Origin of the sequence: Prochlorococcus marinus CUG1415, assembly GCF_017696015.1 — a bacterium.
GTDB lineage: Bacteria > Cyanobacteriota > Cyanobacteriia > PCC-6307 > Cyanobiaceae > Prochlorococcus_A > Prochlorococcus_A marinus_AE.
The window spans coordinates 64063-76883 of the sequence record NZ_JAAORL010000001.1 but is presented as its reverse complement, the minus strand read 5'-3'; the positions used below and the strand labels follow the sequence as shown (position 1 = coordinate 76883).

General features: G+C 31.8%; 12 protein-coding genes and 1 tRNA gene. 5 read left to right on the top strand and 8 right to left on the bottom strand.

The window, feature by feature from the left end:
• Positions 1-27: 27 nt before the first annotated feature.
• Positions 28-213: a photosystem II reaction center X protein gene (gene psbX / locus HA143_RS00390; protein WP_209082700.1), complete on the bottom strand. Its 186-nt coding sequence runs from the start codon at positions 211-213 to the stop codon at positions 28-30.
• 90 nt (positions 214-303) lie between these two features.
• Between psbX and HA143_RS00385 the strand changes: the two genes are divergently transcribed.
• Positions 304-609, top strand: coding sequence for a YggT family protein (locus tag HA143_RS00385; RefSeq protein WP_209082699.1), 306 nt, complete (start codon positions 304-306; stop codon positions 607-609).
• Positions 610-627: 18 nt separating this feature from the next.
• Here HA143_RS00385 and accC read toward each other — a convergent pair whose 3' ends face one another.
• A complete protein-coding gene (gene accC / locus HA143_RS00380; RefSeq protein ID WP_209082698.1) occupies positions 628-1977 on the bottom strand; it encodes an acetyl-CoA carboxylase biotin carboxylase subunit in 1350 nt (449 codons plus the stop codon).
• A 262-nt stretch (positions 1978-2239) separates the two neighbouring features.
• On the opposite strand from accC, the gene HA143_RS00375 reads away from it, so the two are divergent.
• Both HA143_RS00375 and HA143_RS00370 read left to right on the top strand, forming a co-directional pair.
• Positions 2240-2321 (top strand) — tRNA-Leu (locus tag HA143_RS00375).
• Between the two features lie 4 nt (positions 2322-2325).
• Positions 2326-3615 (top strand): glycosyl transferase, encoded by a 1290-nt coding sequence (locus tag HA143_RS00370; protein ID WP_209082697.1) that lies wholly within the window; start codon positions 2326-2328, stop codon positions 3613-3615.
• On the opposite strand, the gene HA143_RS00365 is transcribed toward HA143_RS00370, so the two are convergent.
• The 4 genes from HA143_RS00365 to HA143_RS00350 all read right to left on the bottom strand — a co-directional run bounded on the left by HA143_RS00365 (position 3616) and on the right by HA143_RS00350 (position 8939).
• The gene (locus tag HA143_RS00365; protein ID WP_209082696.1) at positions 3616-4674 is read right to left on the bottom strand and encodes a PRC-barrel domain-containing protein; all 1059 of its coding nucleotides are present in this window, start codon (positions 4672-4674) and stop codon (positions 3616-3618) included.
• A gap of 45 nt (positions 4675-4719) precedes the next feature.
• Positions 4720-8310, bottom strand: coding sequence for a chromosome segregation protein SMC (gene smc, locus HA143_RS00360; RefSeq protein WP_209082695.1), 3591 nt, complete (start codon positions 8308-8310; stop codon positions 4720-4722).
• 76 nt (positions 8311-8386) lie between these two features.
• Positions 8387-8749, bottom strand: coding sequence for a hypothetical protein (locus HA143_RS00355; RefSeq protein WP_209082694.1), 363 nt, complete (start codon positions 8747-8749; stop codon positions 8387-8389).
• Positions 8750-8801: 52 nt separating this feature from the next.
• Complete coding sequence (locus tag HA143_RS00350; protein ID WP_002806908.1) at positions 8802-8939, bottom strand: hypothetical protein; 138 nt, start codon at positions 8937-8939, stop codon at positions 8802-8804.
• A gap of 188 nt (positions 8940-9127) precedes the next feature.
• Between HA143_RS00350 and HA143_RS00345 the strand changes: the two genes are divergently transcribed.
• Positions 9128-9589 carry a hypothetical protein gene (locus tag HA143_RS00345; protein WP_209082693.1) on the top strand — a complete coding sequence of 154 codons (462 nt, stop codon included), beginning with the start codon at positions 9128-9130 and terminating at the stop codon, positions 9587-9589.
• Position 9590: 1 nt separating this feature from the next.
• Positions 9591-9977 (top strand): phage holin family protein, encoded by a 387-nt coding sequence (locus HA143_RS00340; RefSeq protein ID WP_209082692.1) that lies wholly within the window; start codon positions 9591-9593, stop codon positions 9975-9977.
• Between the two features lies 1 nt (position 9978).
• Here the strand turns inward: HA143_RS00340 and HA143_RS00335 are convergent, their stop codons facing one another.
• Positions 9979-11103, bottom strand: a complete 1125-nt coding sequence (locus tag HA143_RS00335; protein WP_209082691.1) for a THUMP domain-containing class I SAM-dependent RNA methyltransferase — start codon at positions 11101-11103, stop codon at positions 9979-9981.
• A 624-nt stretch (positions 11104-11727) separates the two neighbouring features.
• Positions 11728-12690 carry an aldo/keto reductase gene (locus HA143_RS00325; protein ID WP_209082690.1) on the bottom strand — a complete coding sequence of 321 codons (963 nt, stop codon included), beginning with the start codon at positions 12688-12690 and terminating at the stop codon, positions 11728-11730.
• Positions 12691-12821: the final 131 nt, after the last annotated feature.

The following is a 12821-nucleotide window of genomic DNA, read 5'->3' as shown; positions in this document are numbered from 1 at the left end:
ATAGTTTACTTAAAACTTCTATAAAAACTAGCGTCTTCCAGTAGAAGTACGATCAAGGGAGTCTTTTTGGCTAACAAAAATCAAAAAGGCTGTGGCTGGAATTACGATAAGTAAAGCGGCTGCAATAAAACTACCTATCATTCCAACTGCGGAATTATTTGCAACTTGGGCAGAAAAATCCGCAGCTAGTAATAAATTTGAAATTTGAAACACTTTTTAAATATTTAATTCTCAATTTATAATACGAATTAAATACTATTTAATGGGTTATTTATTAAGATGAATTAAATATTTGTGATTTCCTTGCTTGAAAACTCTCTCCAAATTTTAGATATTAGTTTAGGAATTTCTTTATCATATCTAACTATAGTTTTCTTAATTAGATTAATTCTTACTTGGTACCCAAAAATTGATTTAAGTAAAGGTTTGTGGTTATTCATTTCGATACCATCAAGCTCTATCCTTAATCAAACAAGGAAATTAATTCCCCCTATAGGAGGAGTTGATATAGGACCAGTAATTTGGATTGGAGTCATCAGTTTTTTAAGAGAGATTTTAGTAGGTCAACAAGGGCTTATAAAACTTGCATTGCATACACACATCTCATAGAGATTATTTAATTATTCCTCAGTAATTGGGTAACAATTCTTCTTCAACATATTTTGTATGTATCTTACCTTCCTTAAATTTAGCTTTATTCAATAAGGTTAAATGAAAGTTAATTGTTGTAGGAATACCGGTTACTGCGCATTCATTTAAGGCCCTATTCATACGTTTAATTGCAGTATTTCGATCTTTTCCCCAGACTATTAATTTACCAATTAAGGAGTCATAAAATGGAGGTATTTCATAACCAGTATAAACATGACTATCCACTCTTACACCAGGACCTCCGGGAGGAAGCCACCCAGTTATTTTTCCAGGTGATGGCCGGAAATTATGAGATGGATCTTCAGCATTGATTCTACATTCAATGGCATGACCATTTAAATTGATATCATCTTGATTAAATTCCAAGTTAGCTCCGCTTGCGATCTTAATTTGCTCAGCTATTAAGTCTACGCCTGTAACCATTTCAGTAACAGGATGTTCAACTTGAATCCTAGTGTTCATTTCCATGAAATAAAAATTATCATCATCATCGACTAAAAATTCAACTGTACCAGCTCCTTCGTAACCGATACTTTTTGCAGCAGCAATCGCTGCATTTCCCATTTTTTTTCTTAGTTCGGTGTTAATTGCAGGGCTAGGAGACTCTTCCAATAATTTCTGATGTCTTCTTTGAACTGAACAATCTCGCTCTCCTAAATGAACAACGTTACCCGACCTATCTGCCAAAATTTGAATTTCTACATGTCTTGGCTTCTTTATAAATTTTTCCATATATAGACCATCATTACCAAAAGCTGCTTCTGCTTCACCTTGAGCTGCTTTAAACATTTTTTCAAGATTATCTGCATTTTCAACCAACCTCATGCCTCTTCCACCTCCTCCAGCAGTTGCTTTGATAATTACTGGATAGCCAATATCCTCTGCCAATTTATAAGCCTCATCAACATTAGATAACAAGCCTTTACTTCCAGGTACTGTTGGAACTCCTACTTCTTCCATAGTTTCTTTAGCTGTGGATTTATCTCCCATAGATCTAATAGCTTTAGGAGATGGCCCAATAAAAACTATGCCATGGTCGTTACACATCTCAGCAAATTTATCATTTTCAGCAAGAAATCCATAACCAGGATGAATAGCATCAACGCCTCTAGATGTAGCAGCAGCAAGTATATTTGGAATATTTAAATAACTCTTATTACTTAGCGAGTCTCCAACACAAACTGCTTCATCAGCAAGCTGAACATGCAATGCTTTTTTATCTACAGTGCTAAAAACTGCCACTGTTGAAATACCTAGTTCTCTACAACTTCTGACAATTCGTAAAGCTATTTCTCCACGATTAGCAATTAAAACTTTTTCAACCATTATGAAAATTAAATTGAAGAAATGAAAATGACTTAAAATAAAAAATTATTTGCCAAAGTATTTAACAAAATTTTTTTAGTGATCTTAGGACATTTTTTTACAATACAACCTCGAACGTTAAATGAGTAAAAATATTTGTTTTATGCAATAGAAAAATAATTCACAATATTCAAAAATTCCCTCTGAGAACTACATCCTGATTACAGTCATAATGTATGATATTTTTAAGGTTAAGGCACCTAGCTGTGCTTGAAAGCCCTTTGCGGACGTGGCGGAATTGGTAGACGCGCACGTCTAAGGAGCGTGTGGCTTAGGCCTTGCGAGTTCAAGTCTCGCCGTCCGCATTTGATGTATTCTGGTTTAACTGCAATGAACAAAAAATCACTTGCAGTAGTTATAGTATCTAATGGTCCTGGTGAATTAGCTACATGGGTAAGGCCTGTAGTAGAGGAGCTTAACAAAATAAATGGATCTCTATGTGATAACGAGAAACTAGATTTCATTCTTAGGTTGGTTCTGGTTCCTTGTCCAAATGCAACTGGTAAAGAATTTACAGTCGCACACTCATGGAATAAATTCGAATTAATTACAAAATCAAAGAGTTTTTGGAAATTATTAATAAACCCACATTCGTTTGCTAATTGGCCAAAAAAAGGAATGGTTATTTTCCTTGGTGGGGATCAATTTTGGAGCATTTTACTAGCTAAAAGATTAGGTTATATGAATATCACATATGCTGAATGGATTGCAAGATGGCCTCAATGGACAAACGAAATTGCAGCTATGAATGTGAAAGTAAAAGAGCTTATACCTCAAAGATATAAAAATAAGTGTCAAATCATAGGGGATTTGATGGCAGATATCAAACTAAATAGTGAAATATCATTAAAAGATAAAGAAAAAAACTATATTGCATTGTTACCTGGGTCTAAAAAAGCCAAACTCTCTATTGGAATTCCTTTCTTCTTAGAAATAGCAGATCACATAGCAAAAAAAAATCAAAATATAAAGTTTATAATCCCCATTGCCCCAACCACCAATAAAAGTGAATATTTATTCTTTCAAAGCCAAAAAAATCCTATTACAAAATATTACTCATCAAAAATCAAAACAATTCAAAATATGAAAAACTCCTGTTTTGATTATGTAATTGAAACATCAAAAAATACAAAAATTTATCTAATCAAGAAACATCCTTGCTATGAGATATTAAAAGAATGTGATCTTGCTATTACAACTGTGGGGGCAAATACTGCAGAATTAGCAGCAATAGCTCTTCCAATGTTAGTAGTTCTACCAACTCAACATTTAAATATGATGAATGCCTGGGATGGTATTTTTGGAGTAATTGGGAAAATTTCATTCATTAACAGATTCCTAACATTTATAGTTAAATATTTTTATTTTAAAAAAAAGAAGTTTTTTGCATGGCCAAATATTAAAGCAAAAAAAATGATTGTTCCAGAAAGGATAGGCAATATTTCGCCTGAAAAAATTGCAAGGGAAGTATTATTTCTAATTCAAGATAGGGATCAATTAAAAAATATTAGTGATAATTTAGTCAAAGAAAGAGGAGGGAAAGGAGCTGCAGAAAAACTTGCTTATATAATTTTTAATTCAATAAAAAAACTTTGTTAATTACCAGGGATCATCAATTTCAAAAGTTTCTGATTTTTGATTATCCTTAACTAAATTTTGTTCATCTAATGGTTCAATATCTAAAGTTTCTGTTGCATTTTGAATTGGTCTTTTCGATGCCAAATTATTATTTGACTTTTTCTTTTGTTTAAGATCGATATCTTTTTGTTCATCTATTTGATTCAAAGTATTGTGATTCTCGATCTGATCAGGATAATCATTTTCCATATATAGTTTTTTACTATTATTCATTACGTCTGCAGAACTCTTTATTTCAACGTATTCCAGTTCATCTTCATAATCATCTTCATAATCATCTTCATAATCATCGTTTTCAAGAACTTCTTCTTCATATTCTTCAACCAAATTGTTTGTTTGTTCTGATTCCGATCCAGACAGTAACTGATTCTCAACGGGGACAAGATTTGCTGAGTACCCATTTGCTTCCCTTTCATCCCATGAAGAGCCCCCTACTCCAAGTTTCTCAAGTAGACCACTACTTAATTGGTTCAATTTTTCTTCAGCACCTTCATAAACAATAATCCTATCCGTACCACTACTTACTATTTCCTCAGAAGGAATTTCCCAAGTACTTAAAACACCCTCCCCCAAAAGCGGAACGCCAACTGCACCCATTACAAGAGAAATTAAATCCCCAGTCTCGATATCAAAAGAAAACCCAAGAACTCGCCCTAAAAGTTGTCCAGATTCTGTAATCACCTGACAATTAATTACCTTTCCATATCTTTCTGGAGAAAAACCTTCACTCAATGAATCTAGGGAATCGACTAATATGACATCTCCAACTTGCTTTATACTTTCTAAGGGCATCCATTTTGGTAAGCCTGGTAAAAATCTTGTCAGTGGATTATCTCTAAGTCCTAGAGCTACTACCTCTCTTCTGTCAATATCAACCACAACTTCTCCAACAACACCTAAACGCCTCCCAGTATCAGTAGTAATAACTTGTGTTCCCATCAATTCTGACCTCAACCATAATCGTTCGCTAGGAACAGAATTAGGACGATTATTATTTGCAGATGTGTTAGACAAACTCATAAATCCCTTTTTATCATTCTGACGTATAAATTTAAAAAAGTGTGTTTATGCAGCATTTGGTAACCCAACAACTTGAGTATTAGCACCTCTTGCTTGCGCAACACCAATTGTTCTTTCAGACGCACTTATCATAGGTCTTCTATGACTTACGACTATAAATTGAGCATTTGATGACTGATTAGATATTAATTTGGACAACCTTTCAACATTTATACCATCTAAAAAACTATCAACCTCATCTAATGCATAAAAAGGTGAAGGTTTATACTTTTGCAAAGCAAATAAAAAACTCAAAGCAGTTAATGATTTCTCGCCACCTGACATAGAGGCTAATCTTCTGACATTTTTGCCCTTAGGATGCGCAACTAAAGTTAAGCCTCCTTCTAAAGGCGAATTAGGATTTTCAAGCTGAAGAAAACCATCTCCATCAGATAAATTCGCAAAAATTTCTCTAAAGTGTTTATCAACCTCTACAAATGCTTGCATAAAAGCCTCTTGACGCATAGTCGATACAGTTTCTATTCGCAGCAATAATTCAGATCTTTCATTAGAAAGAATTTTTAATTTTTCTCGTAAACCATTCAATCTCTCGCTTAATTCTTCTAATTCATCAAGAGCCAACATATTTACAGGTTCTAAGCTTTGTAGTTTTGCATTTATGATCGAGATTTCTGATTGCAAAGATTCAAGACTCTTCCCTTTATATTCTCCAAAATTCGGATAAGGATTAGGTAGATCTTTTTTAAAATTTTCTAATTTTATTTTCTCGCTCCTCATCTCTTCTTTAAGAGAATTAAAATCTCTTTCAAGGTATTCTAGCTTCAATAGATAGTTATTATATTCTTGCCTTTTATTGGAAATTGAAGAGTTTAATTCATCTCTTTTCCTTCTCAATAACCCTAAATCCTTCTCCAGAGAATTTTTTTGATTATCGAGCACTAAAAGCTCTTTTCTAAATTTATCTCTTTTATCTATCCATTCACTATGAGCATTTGCAAGGTCTTTAATAGATTCCTGCAAGTTTTTTTCTTGTAATAATGTAATTTGTAATGAATTATTGATACGTTCTTTATTTAAAGCAGATTGATTCTTCTTATCTAATAATGTATCTCTCTCCTTAATAAGTAATTCAAGTTTTTTATCAAGATTATTAAAATCATTATTAAACGCTATTAGTGATGATTGTTGATTTTTTTCATAATTAACCTTAAGAATGCTTTGCAATTGATCAAACTTTTTATGATAAGGTTTCAATTCATTTGTTAAACAATCTAACTGCCCAACTAATAAATTATTAGCATTATCAAGTTTATTTAATCTCGATTTACAATCCTCAATTCTTTGAATGAGAACCTCAAGAGAATTTTTATTTACTTCAATTTCTTTATTAAATGAAGCACAATCCTCAATTATTTGACTGCGGTTAGAATTTAATTTATTGAGTCTATTATTTTTTATGATCAAATCATTATTTGACTCTTTTAAAGCTTCTTCAATCACTAATAATCTTTCTTTTATAGGGATCGAATCATCAAGATCATTATTAATTCCAAATCTATACGCTAAATCTTTATTTAACTTGCTGCCGCCAGTGATAGCGCCACTCGCTTCTAATAATTCACCACCTAAAGTAACCAACCTAATTTTTTGTTTAGATGACCTAGCGGAGGCTAAATCTGAGAAAACCAACGTCTCCCCAAAAACATATCTAAAAACATCTGAATAAACTTCATCAAAAGTAATTAAATTAATAGCTTTATCTATCAATCCAGGCTCTCTATAATCTTGAAATCTTGAAATTGCATAATTCTTCTTTTGACTTTTAATTCTATTTAAAGGTAAAAAAGTTAATCTCCCCGCCTTCTTCTTTTTAAGAATTTCGATTGCTTTAGCGGCAATATGGTCATTGTCAACAACAATTTGACCGAGTCTATTTCCTGCCGCAATTTCTAATGCATATCTATTTTTCTCACTTACCTCCCCAAGTTGAGCTACATAGCCATGTATACCCTCTAAACCTGCTTCTAAAAGAATTCTTAGAGCATATGAACCTCTGGATTCATTTAAAGCTTCTTTTCTACTTTCAAATCTAGATAAATCCTTTTCAAGCTTTAATTGCTCGTTATTTAGCCTTAATTTAGTTTTATTTAATAAATCAATTTCATTTTTTAAAGAATTAATTTCCGAGCTATTACTTGCCAAGTTATTATTTTTCATTTCGGAGGTCTCTTGCTTGCTTTGATTTCTCTCTAAAAGTTTCTGCTTTTCTAAAGCTAAGGTGTCGATCTGAGAATATAATTCATCTTTTTGAATATTATTTTGAATAGTTTCTTCTTCAATTTTCCTTTTTTTTACTTCCAAGGGATTAATTATATTTTGTATACTTTCCAGCTCAGAATTTAATTTGATACTTTGTTTTGAGAATTCTCCAGATTCTCCCGCTGCATCAGAAAGTTTTTTTCTGGATAATTTATGCTTTAAGGTGAGTTGATCAATTTGCAAGTTCAATTTATTTAGAAAATTATCATCAAAATTTTCTTGTCTCATCTTTTCTGACTCGATATTCCTCTTAGATATTGCAATTTCATCTCTCTGTTGTTGTAATTTAATGCCCTCTTCTTTATTCAAACTTGATATCCTATCTAGTTCTCTCAAACTAGAATTAATACTTCCAATATCTGAATTCACTTTTATCAAAGTATCCTCTCCTTTCTCCTTAAGCTCAGCAACGAGTATTTTCAGAGCACCTTCTAAAACTGATATTTCCTTATTAATAGATTCTTTTTGTTCATTAAATAATATTTTATTTTTTTCAATATCAGTTTCTTTTTTCTCGATAGATTCAACATGCTGAACTTGTTTTTCAAAAATAAGAACTTTCTCTAATTCCTTTATTTGGAGCAGTTTTGCCTTTAACTCTTTATATCGCTTAGCTTTTTCACATTCTTTTTCAAGCTTATTTTTACTAGATTCCAATTCATTTTCTAAAATTTCACACCTTTCTTGTCTTTCAAAAACGTCATTTAATTTTGCATTAGTTTGTTCTATTCTTGTATCAAAAAGTGCGACTCCTGCTAATTCATCAATCAGATTTCTTCTCTCCTTATTATTCATTGATACTATTCTTGTTACATCACCCTGCATAACAACATTGCTACCCTCAGGATCAACACTAATATCCCTTAATATTCTCTGTACTTGTTGCAAGGTACATTGTTTCCCATCAGAGGTGTAAGTCGAAGCATACGAACCACCAGGCATAAGCCTTAATTTTCTAGAAACTACCCATTCTTTCTGACCCTTCTTAAGAGAAATTTCTTCGTCCTCTAATTCCAAGGGCGGAAGTTCCTCTCTGGGAGACCAATCTTGAATATTAAATTTTACCGATACAAAAGTTTCTGATGCTTTACCCTCTTTAACTTTGGAATTATTAATTAGATCTGGTAATCTTTCTGCCCTCATCCCTCTACTATTAGCCAAGCCCAAACAAAATAAAATTCCATCTAAAATATTACTTTTCCCAGAACCGTTAGGCCCAGTAACCACTGTAAAACCCTCTTCAAGAGGAATTTTTACACTTCCCCCAAAAGATTTAAAATTTTCAAACTCGACCTGATTGATATGTACCAATCTCAAGTCTCAATAGCTAAATAAGAATAACTAATTTGCAAAAATTCTCAAGAGCAATATTACGATTATTTATAAATAGATATTAATTATATTTACTCAATCTACAAGAATTGCCCGAAATTTCAAACAAACCATACAGAAGTTCTCCGTCCAAAATAAATCGAAAACAACTAGAGTCTAATTTATCAGAAACGTTTTTAAATATGCCATGATCAATTCTTTTTACGAAACCTCTATTTCCAGAAAGTTCATGTTCAACCCTTGATAGCCATACCAGTCTATGATTGTTCTGTTTAATAATTGCTACAGAAGCTTGATTGAATAAAGGTAGTTTTAAAAATTTCCAAGTTAAACAATCTATTTCATTCTCAACAAGAAAATCGTAATGAATATCTAAAGAATTACAAGAATAAACTTTATGTTCAAGCAAAACCCATTTATTCATTATCTAGTTGATAAATCAATCAAATATAATTTATTTAAGATAGTTACTTTTTTTAGTTACTTGCATCAGGGACAAATCTTAAAGCAATGAATAGCAAACTTCCAGCTCCAGCGATAGCTGCTGCTACTAATCCGAAATCTGTAGGGATTGTGCGAGATGCAAAAATTAATGATGCAAAAGTGATATCCATGATGAAATTTAAACTAATTTAATAAATTCAGTAATAGCTTAACAAAACCTTCTTACAGAACTGAGTAGATAAATAAAATGTAAATAAAATTTTATATGTTTTTATGCTATATAAATTGCATAAATCTTTAGCTAAGGGTTCCAAATTCAGAAAATAGGGTCTAATCTTAAAATAATTAAGTTTAAATAATGGAGACCTACGATCCTCCCAAAGAAGTAGAAGAAAAAGTAGATAACTCTGAACTTCCTGCACAAGAAGTTATCTCAGAGAAGTGGCTACTTGAAAAAATTGACAGTTTAATACCTTTAATAAAAGAAAAATGGCCAACCATTGCTCAGCAAACCCTTGACGCCACAAAAGGAAGTATTGATGATTTAGTTGAAGTAATAGCTAGCCATACTGGAACGTCCACAATTGGAATACAGCGCCAACTAGTTGAAATCATTGATTCAATCCGAGAAAACAAGTGGGAGATCTCAGAAAAAATTGAACCTATCGAAAGTCAATTAGAAGAGTTATTAGATGAACTTAACAATATACTTAGACCAAAAATAGAAAGTCCAATCAGAAAAAAACCAATTTTATCTATTGCTATTGCCGCTGGTATTGGGTTACTAATAGGCACTCTTCTAAACAGTGGTAGAAAATAATATGGAAAAATCAAAAAATAAAAACTTTGCAAATACCGCTTCAAGAATTTCAGCCATAGCAAGTTCAGTGATGGATTTGCATGTAAGAATAGCCCTTCAAGAAGTAGATAGAGAAAAAAGAAGATTAATTAGTGGTGGAATATTTTTGGCAATTGGAAGCACATTATTATTAGTAGTTCTAATTTGCATCCATATTATTTTTTATCTTTCTCTAAAAAACTATAATAACTGGAATACTGAATATAATTTATTACTCATAATATTTATCGATTTATTGTTTGCAGGTTTAAGTTTGAAACTTGGAGGAAAATTAGTCAAAGGACCCTATCTTCCTCAAACTTTGGAGGGTTTAGGCAAGACTACAAAAGCCGTTTTAGGAAAAAAATAAATTACCTTATTAAATACTTTATCCATCTGCAGTCAATTCCCCCATTACTAACAGGTATTTTCAATGAGGATTTCATTTTCAAATATTTTGTTAATTTTGGATTTCCACTAAGTAGCCAAAATTCCCAACCTGAAAAGTTATTCTTTAGGAAGATTCCAATTTGTTCATATAAAAAAATTAATTCATTTTCATTGCCCAATTTTTTGCCATATGGAGGATTACATATAATTATCCCAGGCGTAAATTTTAATTGGAGTTCTAAAAAATCATTGTTTATAAGTTCAATATAATTTTCGAGGCCTGCCAATGATGTGTTAACTTCAGCCTGCTCAAAAACCTTTGTATTAATTTCACAGCCTATAATTTTTGGTAATTTTGCATAATTTATAATTTTATTTTTTGCTTTATTTTTTTCACTAAGATAAATATCTTTCCTGAAGTCCAACCAATTCTCAAAAAGATAAACTTTATCAATATTCATAGGGACTTCAAGAAATTGGTTAACAGCCTCAATTAAAAAAGTTCCTGAACCGCACATAATATCAATTAAAGGGACTTTGCCATTCCATTGAGTCATGTTTATCAATCCAGACGCTAAATTTTCTTTTAATGGAGCATTTCCAACTGCAGGTCTATAGCCTCGTTTGTGTAAGCTTTCTACACTACTTTGAAGACTAATAGTCGCTTTATTATTATTTAAATGAAGATGAATTATAAAATCAGGATGATTTAAAGAAATATTTGATCTTTTTTCCCAAACTGCCTGTTGCAAATCCGTTATAGAATTTTTCACTTCAAGAGCAGTAAAATGTGTATGACTTAAAGAAGATGTTCGCCCAGTCACTTGAACATTAAACGTTTTTTCATAGTGCAACCAATCCAACCACTCAAATGAATCTCTAACCCCCTCATATAAAGATTGCTTGTCATAGCAAGTAAAACTTGCAATTGTTCTATAGAAACGAAAAGCTAACCTAGAATAGAAATGAACTCTGTAAAAAGTGGCATAATCACATTCAAAATTAATAAATCTTTTATAGGTATTAATATTCAAACCACCTAAATTTGCAATTTCTTCAGCTAAATATTTCTCTAGTCCCTCTGGAGCGGATGCAACGACATTCATATACGATAAAACTTAATAAAAAAACTATTCAATACTCATTTTGCCTGTCAGAATATAAATGTCCACTTGGACTAGGTGATCTCAACCGATGTTTCGGACAGCGGTTCGATTCCGCTCAACTCCACTTTTTGGGGTTGTAATGGTTTCGACGGGGCATAAGGAAGGTGACTGAAGCCGGCTCGGTTAGAGCAAAAACACAAACGCTAACAAAATCGTTAGTTTCTCCCGTCAAACAGCACCAGTTGCTGCTTGATCCTTAAGGAGATGGGGTCATATCAGCCTTATCAACCAAATGATACGAGGAGTCTGGAAGGACTCCACTTTCTTAAATAACTAAAAAGTTGTAATAGATAATTGATTTGTTTGTAAATATTGCTGCAAGTGCTGGTATTAAAACATTTTTTTTAATTTTATAAGTTTAAATACTTAGAAAATTAGCTATAAATTAATTTATCTTATTAAAAACTCCAATCCTTGAAAATGGTCCCTAATAAAAACTTAAATGACATGTTAATAAATCTTAAACCTAAAGTTATTAGATTCACTGGTGAAAAATTTCCGACTGAACTATGGAATAGTAGTTGGCAAAAAAAACCCAAGAAGATATCTACCTAAAAAATGTCCTCAAACACTTGAAAAAGGATTTTTAGGCATTTTTCTTAAACAATTTTCTGAAGCCTCCTGAAGTGAATTAAATTCAACTTTATTTAAATTCCACTTAAAGACATTAGATACATCTAGAACTTGAGATTTTTTTCGCATTCCAACAAGTGGAATAGTGCCTTGGTAACAACACCAATTAATTGCTACTTGAGCTTGAGAAACTGATCTTTGTTTCGCAATCCTTTTAAGACATCTCCGGAGTTCATATGTAGGTTTTTTATACCTTTTAAATAAAACATTTCGAATAAAACTTCTTTCTTTATTGTCGTCTTTATCTGGATCAATACAAAGAATTCCAAAAGATAAAGGACTATAAGCAAAGAAATCAATATTATTTTCTTCGCAAATTTTTTTTACTTGATATTGTTTTTGTAAATCTGGAGCAAGTAAGGAAAACTGAATCTGAACGCTTTTTAGCCTCTGATCTCGCATTGACAAGTAAGTAAGTAATTTCTGCAACCTTTTAGGACCTATATTTGATAAGCCGATTTGAAAATCAAACCCTTGATCTTTTAAATCGCAAAGATTATTCAACAGTCCTAATTCCTGCATAGGATTGTATGTTGCAGTTGACCAATGCAATTGAACTATGTCTAATTTATTATTAAGCCTTTCTAAACTTTTTAAAAATGGTTTATTAAAACCTTTATCACCAATTCTCCAAGGATAAGGTGCGAGTTTAGTAGCTATTTGAATTCTTTTTCTTTGTGCAAAAGGAGTATCTAGTAAAAATTTGCCTATCAATAATTCACTTCTACCCTGAAGATTACCAGTACCATAAGAATCCGCAGTATCAATTAGATCAAACCCTCTTTTCAACGCTTCATTATAGGTTTCACGTAAATCATCGTCATTTACAGATTTGTAATTCCAAAACAACTTATTCCCCCAAGACCAAGTACCTAGTCCAATTTTTTTCTTCACTAGCCTATTAAAATTAAAGCACTTTATAAGGTTATCTAAAAATATTGAACTCTTTAAAATATTTCAAAAAAAATAATTTTTAAAGCATTAAAATCAATTGCTCTTGACATTAAGAAATTATTCTCCAAAGT

Excerpts from the sequence above, each read along its gene's own strand:
- accC (WP_209082698.1), bottom strand. The coding sequence starts at position 1,977 with ATGGTTGAAAAAGTTTTAATTGCTAATCGTGGAGAAATAGCTTTACGA.
- HA143_RS00370 (WP_209082697.1), top strand. The coding sequence starts at position 2,326 with ATGTATTCTGGTTTAACTGCAATGAACAAAAAATCACTTGCAGTAGTT.
- HA143_RS00365 (WP_209082696.1), bottom strand. The coding sequence starts at position 4,674 with ATGAGTTTGTCTAACACATCTGCAAATAATAATCGTCCTAATTCTGTT.
- HA143_RS00355 (WP_209082694.1), bottom strand. The coding sequence starts at position 8,749 with ATGAATAAATGGGTTTTGCTTGAACATAAAGTTTATTCTTGTAATTCT.
- HA143_RS00350 (WP_002806908.1), bottom strand. The coding sequence starts at position 8,939 with ATGGATATCACTTTTGCATCATTAATTTTTGCATCTCGCACAATCCCT.
- HA143_RS00345 (WP_209082693.1), top strand. The coding sequence starts at position 9,128 with ATGGAGACCTACGATCCTCCCAAAGAAGTAGAAGAAAAAGTAGATAAC.
- HA143_RS00340 (WP_209082692.1), top strand. The coding sequence starts at position 9,591 with ATGGAAAAATCAAAAAATAAAAACTTTGCAAATACCGCTTCAAGAATT.
- HA143_RS00335 (WP_209082691.1), bottom strand. The coding sequence starts at position 11,103 with ATGAATGTCGTTGCATCCGCTCCAGAGGGACTAGAGAAATATTTAGCT.